The sequence below is a fragment of the Sorangium sp. So ce381 genome (assembly GCF_051473845.1).
Lineage (GTDB): Bacteria > Myxococcota_A > Polyangia > Polyangiales > Polyangiaceae > Sorangium > Sorangium atrum.
This window is the reverse complement of sequence record NZ_CP150336.1, coordinates 17,111-41,024: the sequence shown is the minus strand read 5'-3', so window position 1 is coordinate 41,024 and position 23,914 is coordinate 17,111. Positions and strand designations below refer to the sequence as shown.

The window sequence follows — 23,914 nt, the reverse complement described above, 5'->3', positions numbered from 1 at the left end:
CCGCTCCGCCTGATAGCTAGAACGAGGCAGCGAGGGCCCCTGCCAGGCCCTTGCTCCTCGGCATCTCACCCCCGCATGAACACCGCCTGAGGGCCGATCCATCGGTTCCTGGAGGCAGCATCATGAAGGTGTTCATCGATTCAGGGGATATCGCGGAAATCAGGGAAGCGCAGTCGATGGGGGTCATCGACGGCGTCACGACCAACCCGTCGCTCCTCGCCAAGGCCGGCAAGCCGACGAAGCGGGCGATCGCCGAGATCTGCGAGGTGGTCGACGGCCCCGTCTCGGCCGAGGTGGTGGCGGTCGAGAAGGACGCGATCCTCCGCGAGGGTCGCGAGCTCGCGAAGATTCACCGGAACGTGGTGGTCAAGGTGCCGCTCATCGACGAGGGGCTCAAGGCCGCCCGCATCTTCGCTTCCGAGGGCATCAAGACGAACGTGACCCTCTGCTTCTCGGCCGCCCAGGCGCTGCTCGCGGCCAAGGCTGGGGCCACGTTCGTGTCGCCGTTCGTCGGGCGCGTCGACGACGCCGCGGGAGACGGGATGGATCTCGTCCTGCAGGTCGTGACCATCTTCAGGAACTACGGCTTCTCGACGCAGGTGCTCACCGCGAGCGTACGGCACCCCGTCCACTTCGTGCAGGCCGCCATGATCGGCTCGCACGCCGCGACGATGCCGCTCAAGGTCATCAAGCAGCTGATCAAGCACCCGCTCACCGACGTCGGGCTCGCGCAGTTCTTGGCAGATGCGAAGAAGATCCCCGAGCTGGTATAGCGATCCCGTGGCCGAGAAACGCAAGGAGAGCTCGGGGACGAAGCGCCGCGGGAGCCGCCCGGCGGCCCCCGCGGTCGTGTCCGTCACGACGCAGGGAGGGCCCTTCAAGGGGGTGTCGACAGCGGTCGTGCGCCGGCGGGCGAGCAAGATGCTCGCCCACCTCGCGTTGCAGGGCGTGGAGCTCTCCGTCGCCCTGGTGAACGATGAGGCCATCCACGAGCTCAACCGCAGCTACCGGCGCAAGGACAAGCCGACCGACGTCCTCGCCTTCCCGCTGCTCGACCAGAACGGAGCCAACTCGCGCAGGCGCGGCCGGCGGGGTCCCGTGGATCCGTCGGTGTGGCGCGGTCTTCTCGGCGACGTGATCGTCTCGATCGACACGGCCGCGCGGCAGGCCGCAGAGCGCGAGCGCCCGCTGCTCGACGAGATCACGATGCTGCTCGGGCACGGCCTGCTCCACCTGCTCGGCTATGACCACAAAACCGACGCAGAAGAGCGGGAAATGACGGATTTGACCCGGGAGCTCGAGGTCGCGGCGGCGTCTCGAAACAACAGTAACACTGTAATCAAACCACATCGCAGCACCGCGACGCCAAACGCGACGCCAAAGAAGACGGGGGCGCGATGACTTATCGCTTGCGATGCGAAACCTCGCTTGTTAAACGGACGCCCCCTTTCGACTTGGAGGAGACATGCCCGGTTCGAACAAGCTGACCAAGGCGCAGATGATCGTCGGTCTTGCCGAGGCCACCCACCTCGACAAGAAGTCCGTGGCCAGCGTGCTCGATGCGCTCGGCGAGCTGGTGAAGAAAGAGCTCGGTCCGGAGGGGCCGGGCGAGGTCACGGTTCCGGGCCTCGTGAAGATCAAGGCGAAGGAGATCCCGGCCACGCAGGACCGGGAAGGCGTCAATCCGTTCACGAAGCAGCCGATGACCATCAAGGGCAAGCCGGCGAGCCGCAAGCTCCGCGCGGCGCCCGTCAAGGCGCTCAAGGACGGCTGAGCGGCGCGTCCGTGGCCGCAGCTTGCGTCGCCGCATCGGGCGGCGCGAGCTCCGGGGGCCCCGCAGGCGGTCGCGCCCCCGAGCTGACGCCCCGGGCTCGTCGTAGGGCCTTCGCTGTGGAGCGTCGCGCCCGGAGCGCGCAGCCGACGCTCGCGAGGGCGAGCAGCGTCGCCATCGGGGTGTCGCCCAGCCGGGTGTAGAGCGTCAGCGGCGTGTCCCTGATCGAGGGGGTCGCAAAGGTCACCCCCGGCGCAGCGCTCTCGTCGCGGCTGCGCACCACGCCTCGGGCGTCGATCCACGATACGACGCCGAGGTTCACGGCGCGCACGAGATCGCGGCGCAGCTCGATGGCACGCATGACCGCGAGCCTCGCGTGCAGTTCGGGCTCGGCGCTCCCGGTGAACCAGGCGTCGTTCGTGATGTTGACGAGGAGGTTCGGGGCGAGCGTCCCGGTGATCCGCCGCCCCACCCCGGTGAGCGTGTCCTCGTAACAGTTGAGCACCCCGATCCGGAGCGCGGGCCCGTGCTCTCGGGGCAACGTGAGGGCGCGCGGCTCCGCGCCCGGGATGAGCCCGCCGCTCTTCTGGAAGATGCGCCGCAGCCAGGGCAGGTATGCGCCGCCCGGGACCGTCTCGCCGAACCAGAGCAGCTGCAGCTTGTCCTGCGTCGGCTGCATGCTCCCATCAGGGAGCACGAGGGTCGCGGAGTTGAAGCTGTTCCGTTCCTCGACGCCGTCGGCGGCCTTCACGGGCGGCGCCTGGGTGATGAGCCCCGCGAGGATGGGGCCGCGGATGTCGGGCCCCAGGATCGCTCGACCGCCGCGCGGCGCCTGCCGGGCGCTGTGCGAGAGGGGATAAGGATACGCCGCCTCGGGCCAGAGGGTGAGCTCGGCGCCGCCGGCCTCGGCTTCCCGGGTGAGCTCGTGCAGGGTCCGCAGGATCCGCGGGTGGTTCTTCGCCTGCCAGCGCTCATGCGGCCCGACGGCCTGGTTGACGAGCGCGACCCGCGCCGTCGGCAGGCCGGCGCTGGCGCGCTCGACCGCGGCCATCCGCAGCGCACCGTGGATCGCGAGCGACCCGAACAGCGCGACGCTCGAGAGCGCCGGGTAGAGGATCGCTCGGGGCAGCTGAAGGCGGACGGGCCGCGATTCCTGAGCGAGCGCGCTCTCGAGCGGCCGCCCGCCCGGCGCCCTCCCCGAGGCGGCCAGACCGGCGCGGGCGAGCAGGGCCGCCCCGACGGCGAACAGCACGGAGACGCCCCGCTCGCCGATGAGGTCGGCGAGCTGCACGAGCGCCGGCCAGGGGCTCATGAGACCGGCAGGAGTCCAGCCGAAGACGGTCGGGATGGCCACGGCGGCGAACACGCCGGTCGCGAACGCGAGCTCGAGGGGAGCGCGCAGCCGCCGGATGAGCGCGCTCGTGATGCCGCCGCAGACCGCCCAGACAAGCGACTGGGCGGCCGCGAGCAGCACCAGCGCGAGGTACGAGGCGGCCGCGCCTAGAGGTGTGAACCGCTGGATGACCTCTGGCACGAAGCGCAGGCCCACGATGCCCGCCGCCGTTCCCCACACAGCGCCGCGCCCGAAGGCGCGCCAGACCGTCGGGGCGTCGTGGACGGCGGCCGCCAGCAGGGCGAGGCCAACGATGACGGCGGGGACCAGATCCGTGGGCGGCGCCGTGAGGGCGAACGTCGCGCCGCCAGCGAGCGAAAGGAACAGCGGGGCGCGGCCACGGAGCGCGCGCATGATCGAGGCCTGGGGCACGATGCGGCGTTATACCGCGTGGAGACGGTCCGGACCGCGACCGCGACGACAGCCTGGCCGAGAGCAGGACGGACGCGCGCACCGCACGGTCAGGGCGGACAGGAGGCTATGACGAGCCGCTCACCAGTAGATGCTGAGCCCGCCGCGGAAGAGCCCGCCGCCCGATGTGTTGGTCGTGCGGCCGGTGTCTGGATCCGTGAACTCGGGAACGAGCCCATCGTCCGTACGGCTGCGCACGAAGCCGAGCGCATCGACGTTCAAGGCGATGCGAGGGGAAAGCCGGAACTCGAGGCCGATGCCGCCGTGCGCACCGAAGTAGTCGTACTCTGTATTGGGAACGAACTCGGTGCTGCCGGCTGCGGCCTCGCTCGAGGAGCGATCGACCTCGGCGTGCGCGATGTTCAGGCCGCCCATGAAGTAGAACTGGGTGCGGCTGCGCGGGTTGACGAACAGCATCCCGCTCAGCGAGAGCGGCACCTCGGTCCGCTGGTCGCCGTTGTAGTCCGTGCCCGCGAGGAAGTCGGCGCCTGCATCGATCGCAAACGCCGGGACGGGCCGGTAGCGAAGGCTGATCCCGACGCCTCCCATGCCAGCGTCCTCCGCGCCGCCGTGCTCGCGCCCCAGCATGACACCCTCCATGCGGAGGTTGATCCCCCAGTGGCGCCGCCAGCGCCGCTTCACCGGCGGAGGTGGCGCCGGGGGCGCCACGCGGCGCACGATCACGCGCGGCGGAGGGGCCGCCCCAGGCGTCACGACGATCACCTGAGGAGGCGGGCCCGACGGCGAGGTCTCGTAGACGACGACCGGCGGGGCGGGACGGGCTCCTCTGGCCGGCGGCGGGGGCGGCGGCGCCTCGGCAGGCGCGGCCTCGGCAGGAGCGGCGGGCGGAGGTTCTGCGGCGGGATCGCGAGGCGGCTCCACGTCCTCGCAGAACCACGCGCCGGGAGGACAGTTGCTGTCCTCCTGCGCGAACGCGCTCATCGGCGCGGTCATCGCCACCGCAACAAGGGCATGGGTCAAGCAACGGCGCATCGGGCGACTCCTCTTCGGTGCAGGGAAGTTAGCAACCGGGATGCCATCGACCATCTTGCGGGATCGTCGTCACCATGGCCACGCAGCACGCCGGCGTGCATCGGCCGCCACGGCGCGCTGTGGCGGAAGGTTCACACGCGCGCCGTTCCGCAGGGTACTAGCTCCCACGGCAGACGTCACGGCGCGGTCGCCCCCGTCGGGAACCCTGCCAACATCGAGACCGATCGGATTCCATCATGCCTACGGTTACGTTGAAGCAGGGTCATGTTCGGCCGGTGTGGTCGGGGCATCCCTGGGTGTTCGCTCAGGCGGTCGCGCGCATCGAGGGCGGCGCGGTGGCCGGGGACGAGGTCGTCGTCACCGACCCCTACGGCAGCGTGCTCGGGCGCGGGCTCTACACCCCGCGCTCGGCCATCCCGGTGCGCATGTACACGCGCGAGGACAGGCCGATCGACGCGGCCCTGTTCCGGCACCGGATCGAGCGCGCCATCGCGCACCGCCGCGAGCTCGGCCTGCCCGCGCGGGCGCCTGGCCACGAGACCGACGCCTTCCGGCTGATCCACGCCGAGGGGGACGGCCTGCCCGGGCTCATCGTCGATCTGTTCGGCGACGTGGTGGTCGTGCAGCTCGGGACGATCGGGATCAAGCGCCGCGAAGGGGTGATCTTCGACGCACTCCAGGCGGCGCTCTCGCCCCGCGCGATCGTGGACAGGACCCCGGAATCCCTCGCGAAGCTCGAGGGGTTCACCGCCGACGCGGGCGTGGTGCGCGGCGATCCCGGGCTCGATCAGCTCCGGTTCGTCGAGCGAGGGCTGCGGTACACGATCCCGCTCGCGCTCGGCCACAAGACCGGGTTCTACCTGGACCAGCGGACGCTGCGGACCCGCGTCGAGCAGCTCGCCCACAACCGGCGCGTGCTCGACGCGTTCTGCTTCGTCGGCACGTTCGCCATGGCGGCGGCCCGCGGCGGGGCGAGCGAGGTCCTCGCGATCGACGAGAGCGCGACGGCGATCGAGGTCGGCGCGGAGTGCGCGCGGGAGAACGGGCTGCTCGACCGGATCAAGTTCACGCGCGACGACGCCCGCAAGGCGCTGCAGAACGCGTCGAGGCAGGAGGGCTACGATCTCGTCATCTGCGACCCCCCGAAGCTCGCAGGCACGCGCGCCTCCAAGGACACGGCGCTCACGGCGTACCGGCGCCTCGCGGCCGGGGCGTGCCGCGCCACGCGCCCGGGCGGCGTCCTCGTGCTCTGCTCCTGCTCCAGCGCCGTGAGCCTCGACGATCTGACCCGGGTGCTCGCGCTCGGCGCGCGCGACGCGCGCATGCAGGCCGCGGTGTTCGACCGGCACTTCCAGGGAGGGGATCACCCCGTCCCCGCCGCCTTCCCCGAGGGGCTCTACCTGAAGAGCCTCATCGCGCGCATCGACGCCCTCTGACGCTCGCCCGATGAAGCCGCTCTCCCTTGTGCCTCCCGACGCCGCGCGCGCCCTCGCCGGGGTGATCTTCGATCTCGACGACACCGTGCTGGATCACGGCGCCCTCACCGAGGCGGCGTACGCAGCGCTCTTCCGTCTACGCGAGACGGGGCTCGCGCTGATCGCCTGCACCGGCAGGCCCGCCGGCTGGGGCGAGGTGCTCCAGCGGCAGTGGCCGATCGACGCGACGATCGTCGAAAACGGAGCCGTCGCGCTGGTCCGTGAGCAGGAAAGCGAGGTCTCCGGCCATCGGGAAGGGCACGCCCAGCGCGCCGGCGCAAGCCGCGTCGTCACGCTCGACGACCTGGACCGCGAAGCGCGGAGAGCCCGTCGGGCCGAGCTCGTCGGGCTCGCCAATGACATCGTGCGTCGTTTTCCGGCGGCGGCGCTCGCGGACGACAACGACCAGAGGGTGACCGACGTTACCATCGACATCGGGGAGCATCGGCATGTCCCGCCCGAGGACGTGCAGAAGATGCGCGCCGAGCTGCGCGAGCGGGGGGTGAGGACGCTGCTCTCGAGCGTCCACCTCCACCTCACGCGCGACCCGTCCGACAAGGCCACGGGGATTGTGCGCCTGCTCGCCGCTCGGTTCGGTGAGGACCCCACCCGGGCGCGGCACCGCTACGCGTTCGTCGGCGACAGCGGCAACGACGGCGTCGCCTTCGCCGCATTCGTGCTGACCTTCGGGGTGGCCAACGTGCGCGCCCACCTCGGCAAGCTGTCCGTGCCCCCGCAGTTCGTGGCGTCCCTTCCCATGGGCCGCGGGTTCGGGGAGATCGCCCAGAAGATCGCCGAACTGCGGAAGAATGCACCCGAACCGTGATCTTGCCGCGCGCAAGTCCCTTCGCGCTGCGATCCGCCCCACACCTGACGCAGGTAACCTAGCCGCAGCACGCACCGACGGAATAGGATCGGCTTTCGGGAGGGGCGTGCCTCCCAACCCTTTACAGGGACGCGTGTTCTCGGGGACCATGACGTTGGTCCCTCGCCCGCCAGCGGCAGCAGATGGCGTTTCGACCCCCGACCCCCGGCCTCCTCGTCGACAACAAGTACCGCCTCGCGGAGCGCATCGGCGGGGGCGGCATGGGGGACGTGTTCCGGGCGGAGCACGTGCTCGCAGGTCGCGCCGTTGCGATCAAATTCCTCCACCCCGAGCTGGCGGACAACTCGGAGCTCTCCCACCGGTTCTTCCAGGAAGCGCAGGCGGTCAATCGGATCCGCCACCCGAACATCGTCGACGTGATCGACGCCGGCGTCGGCGAGCTCGGTCCGTACATCGTGATGGAGCACCTCGACGGCGAGTCGCTCGGCATGGCGCTCGCGCGCTTCGGTCGCCTCGACATGGAGGCCGCCGTCGGCGTCGCGATCCCGGTGCTCGAGGCGCTCGACGCCGCGCACCGCGCGGGGATCATCCACCGCGATCTCAAGCCCGAGAACATCTTCATCGCCTTCGATCCGAGCCGCGGCTCGGCCGTCGTCCGCCTGCTCGACTTCGGCATCGCCAAGGTGCTCGACTCCGACGGTCCCTCGCCGCGGACGCGCACGGGCGTCGTGTTCGGGACGCCCGACTATCTCTCGCCCGAGCAGGCCACGGGCGAGTCGCCGCTCGACGGTCGGAGCGATCTCTTCTCGGTGGGCGTGCTGCTCTACGAGGTGCTCACGGGCACGCGGCCGTTCCGCGCGCCGACCGCCGTGGCGACGGCGTTCCGCGTCGTGCACGCCGAGGTGCCCACGCTCGCCTCGGCGGGCGTGACCGTCGACCCGCGGCTCGAGGCGATCGTGCAGCGGCTCTTGCAAAAGGATCCCGCGAAGCGGTTCCAGACGGCCGGCGACGTCGTCCGCGAGCTCGAGCGCGTCGCGCCTGATCCGCCCCGAAGGACGACGGCGCTCGGCAGGCTGATCAACGTGCAGCGGCGGATGGCCCTGAGCCTGGGGAACGCCCCGGAGAACGAGCGCGATCGCCTCTCGTCCTCGCGCGATCGATCGCGCCCGGGGTTCGACGTGAACCCCCCGCCGCCGATGCGCATCTCGCCGTCGATCGTGCCGGGCGGGCGCGTCACCGAGGCGCCGCCCGGGATGCGGCCGTCCTCCGAGCCAGCGAAGCCCGCGCCCGGCGTGACGCTCTCGAACGCGCTGCGGAGCCGCGGCTCGGAGCCCACGATGCTCTCGCAGCGCGGCGAGTCGCTGCCCACGGTGCGCAGCGCCGATCTCGGCCTCCGGGCCGAGCCGACCGTCCGCAGCGCGGACTTCGGCTCCCTGATGAACCGGACACGCGACACGCGGCGGCCCAACGTCACCCCGGTCCGACCGCTGCCGGCGCGCTTCGCTGGGCAGTACCAGGTGCGCGGCCCGGTGCTGCGGAGCGTGGATCGCACCATCGTCGACGAGTACGGGAGGAGCGCGCGCGACGAGGTCGTCTCGCAGATGCCGCTTCGCTACGCCGACGACTTCAAGCACGACTCGATCAACGCGCTCGTCGGGTACGAGCTCGAGGCGCTCGACGCCTACATGGAGCTCGCGACATCGCTGGTCCTGCGCGATCTCGAGCGCTGGCGCGACATCGGCAGGCTCGGCGTCGGCGGCGAGCTGCACAGCCTCGTGCGCACGCTGTTCGCCCGCCCGCTGACCGACATCGCGTCGCTCATGCGCCGCGGGACCTCGATCTGGTCGCGGCTCTTCACGTTCGGCTCGTGGCGCGTGGCGACTGGCCCGACCGGGCGGGTCACGCTCCACATCGGCGACTTCGACCCTGCTTCGCTGCCGCTCCGGCTGTGGGTCGTGGGGATGGTCGAGGAGACAGCGCGACGCGCGTCCGGCGGCGGCGTGAAGGTCACGATCACGCTCGGAGAGCTGGGCTTCACCTCCGAGCTCGCCTGCGAGATCAGCCTCTAGGCTCCGCCCGCCCGGAGTCCGGCCAGAGATGGCCGGACTTCGGCGCCGCTCCGCGGCGACCTCGCGCTGGCGGCCCTGGCCTCGTTTCCTCGGGGCTCCGCCCCGCTCCGCACCCCGGCGTCCGCTTCGCGGCCGCGCCGCGCCGGCCGCACGAGGAGCGGCCGCGCCGCGCCGGCCGCACGAGGAGCGGCCGGCGCGCGGGGATGTGCCGCAGCGCGATGGCTGCGCGTCGCTGGAGGCGTCTCTCAGGAAGGCTTGCGCGCGCGGTAGCACGCCTGACAGAACACGTCGCGGCCCTCGACCGGCTTGAACGGGACCTCGCCCTCGGAGCCGCACGACTTGCAGGTGATCGAGAACGTCGGACGAGTGCGCGGCGCGCGAGGCTGCTGCGCCGGGCCGCGGCTCGGCGCAGCAGCGCGGCGCTCACCGGCGAACGAGGGGGCGCGGTAGTTGCCATCATCTCGGAAGGGCGCGCCGCCGCGCGGCCGATTCGGGTAGTGGCTCGGCACCGCCCAGGTGGGCGTCAGCCCCGAGTACGCGTCCTGCATCGGGCTGCGGTACTCGTTCACGTCGCCCGTGTAGCGGGGCTTCCGAGGCTGGCCGTCGCCGCGCGCCAGGCCGCGATGCCCCCCGGCGCCACGGGCCGGACCAGGGCGCTGGCGCTCCGCTGCGCGAGCCGGCGATCCGCTCTCCCCTCGATTGTCCTTGCGCGCACGGCGGCAAGTCCGACACCGCTTGGGCGGAGCCGCGAGCTTCCGTTCGGCGTAGACGGCAGCTTCCGCAGCCGAGAATAGGAACGACGTGCCGCAGCTCGCGCAGACAATGTGCTCGTCTCGATGCTGTTCCATGATTCCTCTTTCGTCAGGCCGACGGGCCTCGCAGGCTCACGGGCTCGGGTGACTCGGATGACTCGGGTGACTGGAGCGCCCGGAGCTGCCCCGCTGCGCTGGAGAAGCGCGATTTACGCGGGGTTTTACGTGATATCGGTGGGATCGCCCTCTTGATGGGGCACGGGAGTGCCTACGGTGACATGCTTGTCAGGGCGGTCAAGCGTGCCGCCTCCACGCAACGCCAGGATCGATCGCGCGGCGCGGAGCTTTGATTTCGAAGCTCCTCACGATACCATCCGCGCGACTTTCACGAGGAGCGCAGCTCCTCCCGTGACGGACCACGAGCCGCATCTGCCCACGCCGCGCATCGCAACCAGTCGAAGCAATGAGCCATCCCTCCCTGCACCTCACCGCTCGTGACTTCGACGCGTACGCCGCCGAAAAAGCGACCTCGAAGGCCTACTCACGCCCCCGCCTCGAGGTGAAGCAGCGCGCGCTCGCCTGGGCGCGCGGCGTCGTCGCCCGGCTCGCCGAGCTCGGCATCTCGGTCGACGTCCATGGCTCGGACGAGCACCCCTCGATCCGCAACAAGCACCGGGCCGACTGCCAGTGGGTCTTCTTCTGGCGCGATCAGGCGGCGCGCGACGAGCTCGATCGCCTCCTCGACCGCGGCCGCTCGATCTCCGACGCGATCGACGATCCGAGCCCCTTCACGCGGCACGCGTTCCTCGCGCTGCGCATCTCGGAGAGCGAGGTGCAGGTGTGCTTCGCGGTCCACCCGGACGCGAAGGTGGACGTCGACAACCTCCGGGCTCGCCTCTCGGCGACCGAGGAGGCGACGGGCGCGCCGGCCTCGCCGCTCTCCGCGGAGCTCACGAGCGCGCTCCACGCGCTCCCGGAGCAGTTCTCGTTCGGCGCCGCCGGCGGCGATCGCGTGGCCTGCAGCGCGGCCACCCCGGACGCGATCGCCGAGATGCTCCGCCGCGCCGCCGACGGCCAGGTGCCGCTCTGGATCGGCTGGGCGGTCCCGCGCGAGACGGCGGTCGAGCACGCCGACATCCTCGACGAGCAGCTCGAGGACGCGCTCGTCGCGCTCGCCCCGATCTACCGGCTCGTCGCGTGGTCGCGCGAGAACGACCGCATCGCGCTCGACCGCAAGCTCGAGGGCATCGAGCAGGAGCGGGCGCGCGCCCACGCCGAGATCGAGGCCGAGAACGAGCGATGGCGCTCCGAGCAGGCCAGAGCGCGAGAGCGCTCGATGGAGCAGGCGCGAGCGCGCGGCGACGAGCGCGTCGAGGCCGCCCTGCCCGCCCGCCGACCGACCCTGGCGACGCTGTTCAAGTCGCCGAACAACGCTGGCGCTGGCGCTGGCCGCGGCGGAGAGCCGCGGCCCTCGCTGAAGCGCGTCGGCGAGGGCGTCACCCCCGCCCGGCGAGCGCCGCAGGGCGAAGCGGAGCAGCAAGCGAAGGTCGAGGCTCCGCAGAAGCCCTCGGCCGATCACGCGCCGCGAGCGCAGCGGGGTCCGTCCGGCGAGCCAGACGCTGCAGCGAAGGTCGGCCCGGATCCCGCGAAGGGCGGCGTGCTGGAGAAGGGCAGCCGGGTCCGCGTGCGACGAGGCCCGTTCGGCGACAAGATCGGCGTGGTGAGCGAGCTCGACGGGCGCGGAGGCGCGCGCGTCCTGCTCGGCCTGCTCTCGACGAGGCTCGAGCTCGACGATCTCGAGCTCGTGGTCGATGGAAGAGATCGGCCCGCGCTCTCGACGTCGCACCGCAAGCCGCTCGCACCGACGCCGCGCAAGGCGCGCTGAGCGCCGCCGCGCAGCCCCCCCCACGCAATGGTCAAGCGCGATCCATCAACCTACCCTGTCGGCCTCGGCGCACAGTTCCGCAACAAGCTTCCGCTCTACCTGACGGGCGCGGCGCTGCTCGCTGCGCAGCAGTTCCTCATGGCCAGGCGAGATTTCCTGGTCAAGGACGCCGTCGACGCCGCCGTGAAGGCGCAGTCGAGCGAGGCCGCGCAGGCGGCGCTCGTCATGCTCGCGGTCAGCGTGGGCGCCGCGATCATGCGCGTGTTCTCGCGGGTCACCATCTTCACGGCGGGCCGCAACGTCGAGTACGAGCTCCGGGCGATCCTGCTCGCGCGCCTGCACAAGCTCGGGCCGTCCTTCTTCCGCAAGATGGCGACCGGCGACATCATGAGCCGGGCGACGAACGATCTGACGCAGGTTCGCCTCCTCCTCGGCTTCGGCCTGCTGAACGTCGTCGGCTCGATCTTCGCGTTCACGAGCGCCCTGTACGTGATGCTCCACATCTCGAAGAGGCTCACGCTCGCGGCGCTCCTGACGATGCCCGCGCTGATGCTCGTCACCCGGTCGTTCTCGAGCAAGCTCTTCGCCCGCACCCGCGACAACCAGGAGGCGATCGGCGCCATGAGCGACCGCGTCCTCGCGAGCCTCGCAGGGGTCAGGGTCGTCCGCTCGTTCGCGCTCGAGGCGTCCGAGATGGCCGCGTTCACGAGCACGAACCAGGGCTACCTCGAGAAGAGCCTCGCGCTCGCCAGGCTGCGCGGCTCCATGGGGCCGCTCATGGGGGCCATCAGCTCGGTCGGCGTGCTCATCGTCTTCTGGTACGGCGGGCGGCTCGTGCTGGAGCAGCAGATGACGAGGGGGGACTTCGTCTCCTTCTGGCTGGCGCTCTTGCGGCTCACCTGGCCGATGCTCGCCCTCGGCTTCGTCGCCGCCATCGTCCAGCGCGGTCGCGCCGGCTACGTCCGGCTCAAGGCGATCTTCGAGGCCATCCCCGAGGTCGTGAGCGGCCCGATGCCCTCACCCGATGTCGTCCGCGGCGCCATCTCCGTCAAGGACCTGACGTTCTCCCACGGCGCGAGGAAGGTGGTCGACGGCGTGAGCTTCGAGGTCGAAGCGGGCAGATCGCTCGCCATCGTCGGGCGCACCGGCTCGGGCAAGAGCACCATCGCCACGCTGCTCGCCAGGCTCATGCCCACGCCGCGCGGCGCCGTGCTCCTGGACGGCGTCGACATCTGCGATCTGCCGCTCGACACCGTGCGCGCGAGCATCGGCTACGCGCAGCAGGATGCGTTCCTCTTCTCGACGACCGTGGCCCGCAACATCGGCTACTCCCTCGACGATCCGGACTCGCCCGCCGCGTTCGAGACGATCCGCGCGGCCGCCGCCGAGGCCGAGGTGCTGAACGAGGTGCTCTCGCTGCCTGACGGCTTCGACACCGTGGTCGGGGAGCGCGGCGTGCAGCTGTCCGGCGGACAGCGCCAGCGCGTCGCGCTCGCCCGCGCGCTCGTGCGCGAGCCGAACGTCCTCGTCCTCGACGATCCGCTCTCCGCCGTCGACGCGAAGACCGAGCAGGCCATCCTCGCTGCGATCGAGCGGCAGGCCGCGCGACGGACCGTCATCCTGATCACCCACAGGGTCGCGGCCGCGCGGCGGTGTGACGCGATCGTCGTGCTGGAGCAGGGTCGGGTCGTCGAGCGCGGCACGCACGACGAGCTCGTCCGCGCGGGCGGGATCTACGCGTCGTTCGCCGAGGAGCAGCAGCTCGAAGAGGATCTCGCGACCTTCGATGCGTCGACGCCCTCACAGCCGGTGGGGCTCTCGTGACGCAACCGGCACACGGAGACAGCCCGACGATGCGGTCGAAATCTGGCAGCGTCTCGGCCGCGGGCGAGGCGGGCGCGGGCCCGCGGCGGCCGGCGCAGGCGGCGACGGCCAAGGGCCGCGGGGCGACGAAGGCGAGCCGCACCGAGGACGTGCTGAGCCGGTTCCACGAGGAGACACGGCTCGGCGAGGCGTACGACGCGCGCATGCTGCTGAGGCTGTGGCCGTTCGTGCGCCCGCAGGGCAAGCACCTCGCGGTGTCGCTGGCGCTGCTCGTCGTCACGGCGCTGCTGGCGCTCCTGCGCCCGCTCATCATGCGCGACGCGCTCGACGCGTTCGACACGCCCGGCGGGCTCGATCACCTCACGCGCAGCGGCCTGTTGCTCACGGGCATCATGCTCCTGGAGCAGTCGCTCGCCTTCCCGCAGCTCTACCTGATGCAGCTCGCCGGCGCGCGCGCGATGGCCGACCTGCGCGTGCGCGTCTTCGGCTTCCTGCACACCCGCCGCCTCGGGTTCTTCGATCGCACGCCGGTCGGCCGGCTCGTCACGCGCGTGACGAACGACGTGGACGCGATCGGCGAGATGTTCGCGTCCGGCGCGCTCAACGCGTTCGGCGATCTCCTCCGGCTCTTCGTCATCGTCGCGGTGATGGTGTCGCTCGACTGGCGCATGTCGTTGCTCGCCTTCGCGGCGGTCCCCCCGGTCGCCCTCGGCGTCAACTGGACGCGGCGGCGGATGCGCGACGCGTTCCGGGAGGTGCGGTCGAAGACGGCCAGGATGAACGCGTACCTCAACGAGCAGGTGTCCGGGATGGCCGTCGTGCAGGCCTACGCCAGGGAGGAGCGCTCGGCCGAGGAGTTCGACGAGATCAACGCGGCGTACCGCAACGCGAACAACCGCTCGATCGTGCTCGACGCGACGCTCGACGCCGCCATCGAGATGGTCTCGAGCGTCTGCATCGCAGCGGTGCTCTGGTACGCCGGCGTGAACAGCCTGAAGGACGAGATCTCGTTCGGGACCTTGTTCGCCTTCGTCGCCTACATCGACATGTTCTTCGTCCCGATCCGCGATCTCTCGGCTCGGTACACGCTGCTGCAGTCCGCGATGGCCGGCGCGGAGCGCGTCTTCGAGCTGCTGGACAACAAGGACGAGGACGCGACGGCGGCGGCGGCGACGAGCGGCGGCGGCGCGACGAGGCCAGCGGACGAGGGCGTCGCGTTCGAGCTCGACAACGTCGGCTTCGGCTACAAGCCAGGCGTGCCCGTGCTGCGGCACGTGTCGATCGCGGCGAGGCGCGGCGAGAAGGTCGCGCTGGTCGGCGCGACCGGCGCCGGCAAGAGCACCGTGGCGTCGCTGCTGCTCCGCCTCTACGACGTCGATGAGGGCGTCGTGCGGGTCTTCGGCCGCGACGTCAGCGCGTACGCTCGTGACGAGCTGCGCCGCCAGTTCGCCGTCGTCCCCCAGGACGTGTTCCTGTTCCCGGGCACGGTGCTCACCAACGTCGCGGCCGGCGACGCGATCCCCGATCGGGCCAAGGTGGTGAACGCGCTGAACCGCATCGGCGCCCTCGACCTCTTCGAGCGACGCGAGGGCGGGCTCGACGCCCCCGTGCTCGAGCGCGGCAGCAATTTCAGCGCTGGCGAGCGCCAGCTGATCGCCTTCGCCCGGGCGCTCTACCGCGACCCGCCGCTCCTCATCCTGGACGAGGCCACGGCCAACGTCGACAGCGACACCGAGGCGCGCCTCCAGCGCGCCCTCGAGGGAGCCATGGAGGGGCGCACCGCGTTGATCATCGCGCACCGCCTCTCGACGATCCGCGCCGTCGATCGCATCGTCGTCTTCCACAAGGGCTGCGTCGTCGAGCAGGGCACGCACGAGGACCTGCTCGCCGCGGGCGGCGTCTACAGCAAGCTGTACCGGCTGCAGTTCGCCCGGCAGGCCGCGGCGAACGCCTAGAAGCGCGGGTCCTAGGGCTCCGCGCTCCCTCCGCCGGGATCGGCGTCGGCGCCGTAGCACCTGCTGACGCCGGTGCCCCCGGCGGCTCCCATCCCATCGCCGTCGGCGCCGGCCGCGCCTCCTGCGGCTCCGGTCGCGCCGTCCTCGGCGCCGATCGCGCCCCCTGCGACCACCCGCAGCCAGTACTCGGAGCAGCTGCCGTTGACGATGATCAGGTGCTGGTCGTCCACGCAGGTCACCTCGGCCTGGTTGCCGGCCGCCTGCGCCAGCGTCCCGCCGCTCTTCGTACCGTCGCGCTCGAACGACAGGTACACCTGCCACCACCGCGGGCGCGCGCCGAGGTGATGCTTGAGCGCGTACCGCATGCCGCCCGGGAAGTAGAGGAGATCGCCGTCCGGCGCCGAGGTCTCGTAGATACCCCCCTCCGGTGTGGCTTCGACGAACTCGATCGGCGGGTTCGATTCCTCGGACCTGTCGCACCTGTTCGGCGCGCACCCCGCCGCGAACGCCGCCGACGCGCCCACCGCCCAAGCGGCGGCCCACCTCAAGCGCTGCGCGGCGTTCCCGCCTGCGCCCTGGCTCCGCATCGCTCAGCCGAGCCAGCGCGCGGCGTCGAGCGCGTGGTAGGTGAGGATGAAGTCCGCCCCGGCGCGCCGGATCGACGTCAGCAGCTCGATCACGGCGCGCTTCTCGTCGATCATGCCGCGCTCCGCGGCCGCCTTGATCATCGCGTACTCGCCGCTGACGTTGTACGCGCCGAGCGGGAGCGTCGTCACCTCGCGCACGCGCGCGATGACGTCGAGGTACGCGAGCGCCGGCTTGACCATGAGCATGTCGGCCCCCTCTTCCTCGTCGAGCGCCGCCTCGCGCAGGCCTTCGCGGGCGTTCCCGGGGTCCATCTGGTAGCCCGCCCGGTCGCCGAACTTGGGCGCACAGTCGGCCGCCTCGCGGAACGGCCCGTAAAAGCCGGACGCGTACTTCACGGCGTAGGAGAGGATCGCCGTCCCCGTCAGCGACTCGGCGTCGAGCGCGCGCCGGATCGCGGCGACCCGGCCGTCCATCATGTCGCTCGGCGCGACAACGTCGGCCCCCGCCTTGGCGTGGACCACCGCCGCCCGCGCGAGCACCTCCAGCGTCGCGTCGTTGTCGACGTCCACCGCCCCGGACGCGTCCTCCCGGAGCAGGCCGCAGTGGCCGTGATCGGTGTACTCGTCCACGCACACGTCGGTGATCACGAGCAGCTCCGGCACGGCCTCCTTCATCGCCTTCACGGCGCGCGGCACGGGCCCGTCCGGATCGTAAGCGCTCGTGCCCGACGCATCCTTGGTGCGCGGGAGCCCGAACAGGATCGTCCCGCCGATGCCGAGCTCCTTGCAGAGCCGCGCCTGCGCTGCCGCGGCGCTCACGGGAAGCTGCGAGACGCCCGGCATCGTCCCGACCGGCCGAGGCGCGTCGAGCGCCTCGTTGAAGAAGAGGGGGAGGATGAAATCTCCCGGATGGAGGGTCGTCTCGCGCACCAGGGCGCGGAGGGCGGGCGAGCGACGGAGCCGGCGCGGTCTCTTCGTGGGGAACACGGCGGCGGAGCATAGCAGCCCTGCGCCCGCGTGAGCCGCTCCGGTCCAGAGGAGCGCGCGATCCGTGGATCGCGTGGGAGCTGCGAATCGGTTAGTGTTCGCCCGAAACCGCCAGCATGAGAACGGCCCTCCACTTCCCGTTCCCGTTTTCCGGCCGCGCTCGCCCCGCCGCGCGCGGCGCTCGCGCCGGGCGCGGTCCGCGCGCGCGGCCGTCGCTCAGCGGTGGGCCGCTCCAGAGCGCGCGGCCGAGCGCGCCGCCGGGCCGGGACGCGGCGTCATCGGCTGGGGAGTCTGCTGGGACGAAAGTGGCAGCGTGTCGTCGTCCTCATCCGCTGCCGAGCCCTCTTCCGGCTGTTCCGCAGGCGTCGCCGTGGCGGCGACCGTGACCGTTGCAATGTCGGACAGCGGGCACCACACGGTCCATGCCTCATTGCGGACAAAGCTATCGAGGGGGACCACTCCGCTCTCGATTCCGCGCGCGAGCTGGTCGAGCTTGACCGGCCCGACCGAGCGTTCCCCGTTGGTGACGTACCATCGGTCCGGAAAGCCGCGCTCCGAGCTCAGCAGCTCCTCGACCAGTTTCACAGATCTCATCGAATGGACTCCAGAAACCGCCGGACGTTGAATCGACCGGGTGCGATTCTAATCGCATAACGCACCGGGTCAACATCACTGCTGAATCGCTATGACAATCAACGTCTGCCATGCATCAACGAGAGAATGACGGGAGTTTGACTGTGTTTCCGAGGCGTAACGATCCTTCCGAGGAGAGCCCCGGCGCGGCGGCCGCGGGGGCGATGAACGACGGCGCGCCGGGCGCGGCCAGACCAGGCGTCGTGTACCTGGTCGGCGCCGGCCCGGGGGATCCGGGGCTCCTCACGCTGCGCGGCGCGGAGCTCCTCGCCACGGCCGACGTCGTGCTGCACGACGAGCTCGTCCACCCCGCGCTGCTCGACCGCGTGCGGGAGGGCGCCGACGTGCGCTCGGTGGGCAAGCGCGGCGGCGATCGGGTGGTGAAGGACGCGAAGCAGGCGGAGATCGACGCAGAGCTCGTCGCGCTCGGCCTCGCGGGCCGCAGCGTCGTTCGCTTGAAGGGCGGCGATCCGTTCCTCTTCGGGCGCGGCTCGGAGGAGGCGGAGGCGCTCGCGCGGGCCGGGGTGCCGTTCGAGGTGGTTCCGGGCGTCTGCTCTCCGCTCGGCGCGACGGCCTACGCCGGCATCTCGCTGACGCACAGGCACATCGCCTCCAGCGTGATGATCGTCAGCGGCGTCACCCGGGCTGGCAGATCCTTCGACTGGAGCGAGCTCGCCTCGGTCCGCGGGACCATCTGCGTCCTGATGGGCATGCAGGCCCTCGACGCGGTGGTCGTGGGGCTGATGGGGCCGGGGCGCCGCGATCCCGCGACGCCGGCGGCGGCGATCCAGTGGGGCACGCGGGCCGACCAGCGCGTCGTCTCGAGCCGCCTCGACGAGCTGCCTCGCCGCGTAAAGGAGGCAGGGATCGAGAGCCCCGCGGTCATCGTCGTCGGCGCCGTCACGGGCCTGCGCGACACGCTCCGCTGGTTCGATCGGAAGCCGCTCTTCGGCAAGCGGGTGCTCGTGACCCGGCCGCGTCACCAGGCGCGCTCGACGTCGAGGCTGGTACGCCTCCGCGGCGGCGAGGCGGTGGAGCTGCCGACCATCGAGATCCACCCGCCCCCCGACCCCGCGCGGGTCACCGAGGCTGTGCGCGGCCTCTCCGGTTACCACGCCGTCGTCTTCACGAGCGAGAACGGGGTGGCCTGCTTCTTCAAGGAGATGGAGCGGCTCGGCCTGGACGCGCGCGCCTTCGGCCCTGCGCGCCTCGCCGCGATCGGCGTCGGGACCGCCGCCGCGCTCGCCGCGCGCGGCGTCCGCGCCGACATCGTCCCGCGGGAATTCCGCGGCGAGGAGCTCGCGGAGGCCATCCTCGCCGACCCCGCGCTGGCCGAACGCCGGGCGGCGTCCCCTCGAGTCCGCGTGCTCCTCGCGCGCGCGCTGGTCGCCCGCGAGGTGCTCCCCGAGCGCCTCCGCGCCGCCGGTTGCGAGGTCGATGTCGTGCCTGTCTACGAGACCCGCCCTGCGTCGGCCGGTCGCCGCGAAGAGCTGCTCCGGGCGCTCTCGGCGGGCGAGATCGACGTCGTGCTGCTCACCTCGAGCAGCACCGTCGACAGCCTCTGCGATCTCCTCGGCGAGGGCGCCGCAGCGCGCCTCGACCGCGTTCTCCTCGCGAGCATCGGGCCGATCACGACCGCGACCGCCGAGAAGCGGGGGCTCCGGGTCGGCGTGACCGCCGAGGTGAGCACCACAGCAGGTCTCCTGGACGCGCTGGAACGACATTTCACTGCATTGCAAGCTGCCCCTGGGAGCGCCAGGAGCGGATGAGCCGGTCGCACGATGTGCAGCCGGCGCAGCTGCGGAAATAAAGAGAGCGTCGCAGCGGACCTGGGGGGGGAAGGTCTCCGCCGCGACGCTCGATCCCACGTGAGAGCAGGGCGCGTGCCCACGACTTCTTCAAGTCGATCCAGGCACTTAGGACGTCCTGGCAGGAGCCTCCTTGCGCTGCTGCGCGGCCACGACGACAGAGATGCAAGGACGCTCCTGATTGGGCATTACCGTCGAACATCGACAGCGGCATTCCCCGGGGCCGGAGCAGGCGTACAGCGTCACAGCCGGACAGCGCTGGTGAGATGAGCGCATTCCGGTGCCGTTCGGCTCACTCGAACGTCGCTCGCACCACGACGAACTTGTTGTTGAGCTCGATGGAAGTGAGCTTCTCGAAGATGCGAGGGCTGCCGAGCTCGTTCGACAAGGAGCCCGTGCGCCCGTGTTCGGTGACGAAGTAGAAGGTCTTCACGCCCTTCTTCTTCTGCTCATTGATGTAATCCTGGAACTTCTTTCCGCTCGACACGAAGGCCGCCAGCCGGTTGCCGGCATAGAAGTTCTCGCCCTTCCAGTTCAGCTGGTAAGCGACGAGCGGCCCTGGGATCTGCTGATTCGCGCGCACGTAGGCGAGCAGCGTCTCGCGTTGCCCCCAGTGAGGCGACGTCCGCACGAAGTACACGTCGATGCCCCACGCCGTGAACACGACGGCGAGCGCCAGGAGCGCGTAGACGACCTGGCGCCGCCAGCGCGCGACCATCAGCAGCAAGCACAGGGCAGCCGCGGCGGCGGTGAAGGCCCACAGGGCCGCCGAGAAGTCGAGCGACTGCGGCCAGGGGCGCTTGTAATTGTACGTGAACAGGTGCAGCAGCCTGGCCTGGCTCGGCTGTCCCTCGCGCACCATCGCGAGATCGCGCCCGACGAGGAACACGAGGAGCGCAGCGCCGAGCGCGATGGCGCCGAGCATCGCGCGCTCGTAGCTGACCACCGCGGCGGAGCGCGCCGATTGCGCCGGCGAGGAGGCGCCGCTCGAGCGGCGCGCGAGCCCTCCCACGCGGCCATCGAGGCGCAGCATGTCGTCGAGCAGGATCCCCGTGAGCATCGCCGCCGGCGGGACGGCCGGCAGGATGTAGTGATGGAACTTCGTCAGCATCAGGGAGAACAGCGCGAAGCCGAAGAGGAACCATATCGCCAGGAACACCGAGGCGTCGCCCTGGCGGACGTCGGCCGAGCCGCGCTCCCCCGGCGCCGCCCCCTCGCGCCGCCTGAGCCACCACACGAGCGACGCGGGCACGAGCCCGGTCCACGGGAACATCGCGTAGCCGAGCTGCCACACGTAATAGCGGAAGCTCACGTCGTCGCCCTCGTTCGTGTCGTGGACGTGGGTGAAGGCGCGCTTGAACATGTCGTGGAACAGGAGCCTGTCGGTGAACGGCTGGCCGTGCCGCGCGTACATCGCCACGAACCACGGCAGCGCGATGCACGCGAGCACGAGCAGCCCGACGGGGATCTCCATCTTGAGCAGGTCGCGGTACCGGCGGGAGACGACGACGTAGCCGAGCGCGCAGAGCACCGGGAGCCCGAAGCCCGCCGGCCCCTTGGCCATCGTGGACAGGGCAGCGAAGAACCACGCCGCGAGGAAGAGGAGCCGCTGGACGCGCCGCTCGCCCCAGCTGGCATACAGGACGATCGCGAGCGTCTGCGCCCAGACGAGCGCCTGGAGCGCAGGCTGAAGGCCAGGGAGCACGGGCAGCACCGACCGGCAGGCCTCGTTGCCGGGGAGACCGCAGTTGCCCGGTGAGCCCGAGCTGAAGACGTCGCCGCGGAAGTCGAGGCTGAAGGGCGAAAGGCCGATCTCGACGTGACGCGAGAGCAGGTAGAGGATCTGCGGCAGCGCGCAGGCGAGGATCGCCCCCAGCACGAGGTGATAGGCCGAGAGGCCCACCTTGAGCGGGCCGAGAGCCACCTCGTAGACGCGCGCCTCCTCGGCGTCGTCGGTGTGGATGCCGAGCAGGAGGAGCGCCATCGCCGCGGCCATCGTCGCGACGAAGGGCATGTCGGTCATGGTCTGGTGGGAGACCAGGAACCACTGCGGCATCGTGGCGAGGACGAGCCCCGCGAGCAGCCCCGCGCGGCGGCTGAAGATGCGCGAGACGGCCTTGTAGAGCAGATAAACGGCGATGAGCGTCAGCGCGAAGACGGGGAGCCTGACGGCCCACTCGGGCCACGGGGTGCGCCCCTCGGCGACCGCCGAGAGCATCTCGCCCGACCGGTAGCGGACGCCGAACGCGGCCATCGCGAGCGCCTGCATCCAGAAGTCGAGCACCGGCTTCGACCAGAACCAGCCGTCCTGCGCCCACCAGAGGGAGATCCAGTCGTTCCTGGCGAGGATCTCGCGCGCGACCTCGCCGTAGTGCGTCTCCCAGGGATCGGTGAGCGAGTGGCTCCCGAGCATGGGCAGGTAGAGCAGCGTGACGAGGGCGACGAGCCAGAAGCCGTGCCGCCTTCCGAGAGGGCGCGGAGCCCCCGCCTCGTCGACGCGGCAGGGACCGAGGCGCTCGCCGAACCGGAACGCGCCGATGACCGCCGCGAGAAACGCGACAGGGACGGCGACGGCGGGCACCGCCAGCGAGAGCAGCGTCGGCGCGCCGTCCGACGAGAGAGGGCTCGGCGAGAAGAAGCCCGCGACGCTCAGCGTGATCAGGGCGAAGAGCGCGACGAGCCCGCCCCCGAGCAGCGCGAGCGGGCCGAGGAGGTCGCGGATCCCGACGCGCGTGGCGACGCGCTCGGGCCGATCGTCGAACGTGCCGAGCAGATCGAGCAGACCGATCGCCGCGATGACGACGCCGAGCGCGCCGATCGGGACACCCCAGCGCAGCTGGGGCGCGAGCGCCATCACGACGAACGTGAGGAGGGCGCCCGCGGCGGACACGGCAGCGCTACGCCAGCGGAGCGGATTGCCCTGCGGCACGAGGCGAACCTCCTCGGCGTCGGCCGCGGCGCCGTCCATCCCGACCGTGCCGTCGCTCCCCGCTGTCCCGTCGCCAGGGGAAGGCGCGCGCGGCTCAGGTGCGCTGGGGCTCTCCAGATCGCCCGCGGCCGTCCCGTCGCGGGCGTCCGCGGGCGCACCGCTGCGTTTGTCGTGTGTGTCGTTCATGGCTGCGCCAACCGCGGAACGAGGCGCGGCCCTGGCGTAGCAACTCCAGGTCGCCGGGCAAAGCAGCGGTCGCATGCGCCTGCGCTGCGTTCCCGAACGCGCGCGCTCCGCGAGCGCCGCCGCGGCGCAAGGAGCGCCCCTACGTACTTGGATCGGTGGGCCTCACGCGCCCACGAAGGCGCCCCGCCCCGTTCGTGCGTCTCGCAGGCGCGACAGGAACAGGGGCGGGTCGACGGCCACGGCCAGGCCGCGGCCGCCGCCTACTTCGTCAGGCGCGCGATCTCTTCCTTGATGATCGTCTCGGCGAGCACCGGCACGACCTCCCACACGACGCGCTCCACGACGTCGCGGGACAGCGCCATCACGGCCTCCACCTGCTCGGAGGTGAGGCCGAGGCCCTCGAGCTTGCTCGCCATCTGGCCGTTGACCTGCGCGGAGGCGGTCGCGGCGACGGCGGCGGGCCCCGTCGCGGTCTTCGGCAGGCCGGACACCGGCGTCGGCGAGAAGGCCATCGTCGTCGTGACCGGCACGTTCGCCGGGCCACCGGGCGCCGTCTTGACGGAGGCCTGGGCCGGCGCAGCGCTCGTGGCCGGCGCGTTGGGCGTGTAGATGAGGGTCTTCGCGCGCTGGAGCGGGCTCGCTGCCGCCGGCTGCGCGGCGGCTGCCGGCTGCGCGGCGGCCGCGGGCGGCGCGGCGGCGGGCTGCGCCGCAGGAGAGCGCGCGGGCGCGGGCGCCGCGGCAGCGGGGGCCGCTGCGGCGGCGGGCTTCGCTTCGCCGCGCGACGCCAGCAGCTTCTTGACCTTGTCGATCATCTGCTGCGTGTCGAACGGCTTGTCCATGTGATCGTCCGCTTGCGCGCCCGATCCCTTCGCGGGGTCGAACGGGTTCTGCTTGGACGACAGGATCAGGACGGGCGTCGCCGGTGAGGCCTGCTTGATCGCCTTGCACAGCTCGTAGCCGTTCTTCGGCTCGAGCGTGACGTCGGCGATCACCAGGTCGGGTTTATCGCTCTTGAGCTTCTGCAGCGCAGCGTCGGCGCTGCTCGCCGTCACGACGCGGAAATCCTGACCCGCAAAGGTGATTTCGAGCACTTTGCGCATGGTCACGCTGTCGTCTACGGCGAGAAGGGTGCTGGCCACGAACGGGTCTCCTCTCAGATGGCGAGAAAGCGATGACGGCTCTGGATATCTTCGGCTCCGGTCGCGCGATGTGTCAACATTCGCGGTGTATTTCGCCCCCGCGGGCCCCGCGGATGTGCGTTTTTCGCGCCGGTAGAGCCCGGTCCCACGCTGGTGGGCGGAGCCGAGGCGCCCCCGGTGAGCTTGTACATGCGTCCGCTCCGACCCGCCACTCCGCCGAGCCAGGAAGACAAAGCCGCCGAAACGACCGGCGTCCACCCCGCCGCCCAGGTGCGACCTCCGCAGGATGGC

18 protein-coding genes and 1 pseudogene are annotated in these 23,914 nt (G+C 71.3%); 10 read left to right on the top strand and 9 right to left on the bottom strand.

Annotated features, from left to right (window positions below):
* The first annotated feature begins 122 nt into the window (after positions 1–122).
* From fsa to WMF29_RS00140, 3 genes are all read left to right on the top strand, one after another.
* Complete coding sequence (gene fsa, locus WMF29_RS00150) at positions 123–773, top strand: fructose-6-phosphate aldolase (protein ID WP_437326888.1); 651 nt, start codon at positions 123–125, stop codon at positions 771–773.
* Complete coding sequence (ybeY, locus tag WMF29_RS00145; RefSeq protein ID WP_437326887.1) at positions 745–1,401, top strand: rRNA maturation RNase YbeY; 657 nt, start codon at positions 745–747, stop codon at positions 1,399–1,401. The genes fsa and ybeY overlap by 29 nt, the downstream gene beginning before the upstream one ends.
* Before the next feature lie 64 nt (positions 1,402–1,465).
* Complete coding sequence (locus tag WMF29_RS00140; RefSeq protein ID WP_272097071.1) at positions 1,466–1,774, top strand: HU family DNA-binding protein; 309 nt, start codon at positions 1,466–1,468, stop codon at positions 1,772–1,774.
* Here the strand turns inward: WMF29_RS00140 and lnt are convergent.
* Entirely contained in the window at positions 1,761–3,536 is a 1,776-nt protein-coding gene (gene lnt / locus WMF29_RS00135) for an apolipoprotein N-acyltransferase (RefSeq protein WP_437326886.1), read from the bottom strand. The genes WMF29_RS00140 and lnt overlap by 14 nt on opposite strands.
* Before the next feature lie 120 nt (positions 3,537–3,656).
* Positions 3,657–4,568 (bottom strand): outer membrane beta-barrel protein, encoded by a 912-nt coding sequence (locus tag WMF29_RS00130; RefSeq protein WP_437326885.1) that lies wholly within the window; start codon positions 4,566–4,568, stop codon positions 3,657–3,659.
* Between the two features lie 236 nt (positions 4,569–4,804).
* Here WMF29_RS00130 and WMF29_RS00125 point away from each other — a divergent pair, with 236 nt between their 5' ends.
* The 3 genes from WMF29_RS00125 (at position 4,805) to WMF29_RS00115 (ending at position 8,938) form a co-directional block, all read left to right on the top strand.
* Positions 4,805–6,004, top strand: a complete 1,200-nt coding sequence (locus tag WMF29_RS00125) for a class I SAM-dependent rRNA methyltransferase (RefSeq protein WP_272097067.1) — start codon at positions 4,805–4,807, stop codon at positions 6,002–6,004.
* Between the two features lie 10 nt (positions 6,005–6,014).
* Positions 6,015–6,869: an HAD family hydrolase gene (locus WMF29_RS00120; RefSeq protein ID WP_437326884.1), complete on the top strand. Its 855-nt coding sequence runs from the start codon at positions 6,015–6,017 to the stop codon at positions 6,867–6,869.
* Between the two features lie 182 nt (positions 6,870–7,051).
* Complete coding sequence (locus WMF29_RS00115; RefSeq protein ID WP_437326883.1) at positions 7,052–8,938, top strand: serine/threonine-protein kinase; 1,887 nt, start codon at positions 7,052–7,054, stop codon at positions 8,936–8,938.
* Between the two features lie 245 nt (positions 8,939–9,183).
* Here the strand turns inward: WMF29_RS00115 and WMF29_RS00110 are convergent, their stop codons facing one another.
* Both WMF29_RS00110 and WMF29_RS00105 read right to left on the bottom strand, forming a co-directional pair.
* Positions 9,184–9,507 (bottom strand): CxxC-x17-CxxC domain-containing protein, encoded by a 324-nt coding sequence (locus tag WMF29_RS00110; protein WP_272097947.1) that lies wholly within the window; start codon positions 9,505–9,507, stop codon positions 9,184–9,186.
* Between the two features lie 138 nt (positions 9,508–9,645).
* Positions 9,646–9,786 (bottom strand): annotated as a pseudogene (locus WMF29_RS00105) (zinc-ribbon domain containing protein); the annotation flags it as partial.
* Between the two features lie 367 nt (positions 9,787–10,153).
* Between WMF29_RS00105 and WMF29_RS00100 the strand changes: the two are divergent.
* Genes WMF29_RS00100 through WMF29_RS00090 form a run of 3 tightly spaced genes read left to right on the top strand, consistent with a single transcriptional unit; the run spans position 10,154 to position 15,354 of the window.
* On the top strand, positions 10,154–11,575 hold the full coding sequence (locus tag WMF29_RS00100; RefSeq protein WP_437326882.1) for a hypothetical protein: 1,422 nt from the start codon (positions 10,154–10,156) through the stop codon (positions 11,573–11,575).
* A gap of 27 nt (positions 11,576–11,602) precedes the next feature.
* Complete coding sequence (locus WMF29_RS00095; protein WP_437326881.1) at positions 11,603–13,399, top strand: ABC transporter ATP-binding protein; 1,797 nt, start codon at positions 11,603–11,605, stop codon at positions 13,397–13,399.
* Positions 13,400–13,428: 29 nt separating this feature from the next.
* On the top strand, positions 13,429–15,354 hold the full coding sequence (locus tag WMF29_RS00090) for an ABC transporter ATP-binding protein (protein WP_437326880.1): 1,926 nt from the start codon (positions 13,429–13,431) through the stop codon (positions 15,352–15,354).
* Between the two features lie 11 nt (positions 15,355–15,365).
* On the opposite strand, the gene WMF29_RS00085 is transcribed toward WMF29_RS00090, so the two are convergent.
* The 3 genes from WMF29_RS00085 to WMF29_RS00075 form a co-directional block, all read right to left on the bottom strand.
* Entirely contained in the window at positions 15,366–15,941 is a 576-nt protein-coding gene (locus tag WMF29_RS00085; protein WP_437326879.1) for a hypothetical protein, read from the bottom strand.
* Between the two features lie 3 nt (positions 15,942–15,944).
* Positions 15,945–16,928 (bottom strand): porphobilinogen synthase, encoded by a 984-nt coding sequence (hemB, locus tag WMF29_RS00080; protein WP_437326878.1) that lies wholly within the window; start codon positions 16,926–16,928, stop codon positions 15,945–15,947.
* Positions 16,929–17,144: 216 nt separating this feature from the next.
* Positions 17,145–17,522, bottom strand: a complete 378-nt coding sequence (locus WMF29_RS00075) for a DUF4339 domain-containing protein (protein ID WP_437326877.1) — start codon at positions 17,520–17,522, stop codon at positions 17,145–17,147.
* A gap of 143 nt (positions 17,523–17,665) precedes the next feature.
* Between WMF29_RS00075 and cobA the strand changes: the two genes are divergently transcribed.
* Positions 17,666–19,330 carry a uroporphyrinogen-III C-methyltransferase gene (gene cobA, locus WMF29_RS00070; protein WP_437326876.1) on the top strand — a complete coding sequence of 555 codons (1,665 nt, stop codon included), beginning with the start codon at positions 17,666–17,668 and terminating at the stop codon, positions 19,328–19,330.
* 331 nt (positions 19,331–19,661) lie between these two features.
* Here the strand turns inward: cobA and WMF29_RS00065 are convergent, their stop codons facing one another.
* Both WMF29_RS00065 and WMF29_RS00060 read right to left on the bottom strand, forming a co-directional pair.
* On the bottom strand, positions 19,662–22,484 hold the full coding sequence (locus WMF29_RS00065; protein WP_437326875.1) for an ArnT family glycosyltransferase: 2,823 nt from the start codon (positions 22,482–22,484) through the stop codon (positions 19,662–19,664).
* 260 nt (positions 22,485–22,744) lie between these two features.
* Complete coding sequence (locus WMF29_RS00060; protein ID WP_437326874.1) at positions 22,745–23,881, bottom strand: response regulator transcription factor; 1,137 nt, start codon at positions 23,879–23,881, stop codon at positions 22,745–22,747.
* Between the last annotated feature and the right edge of the window lie 33 nt (positions 23,882–23,914).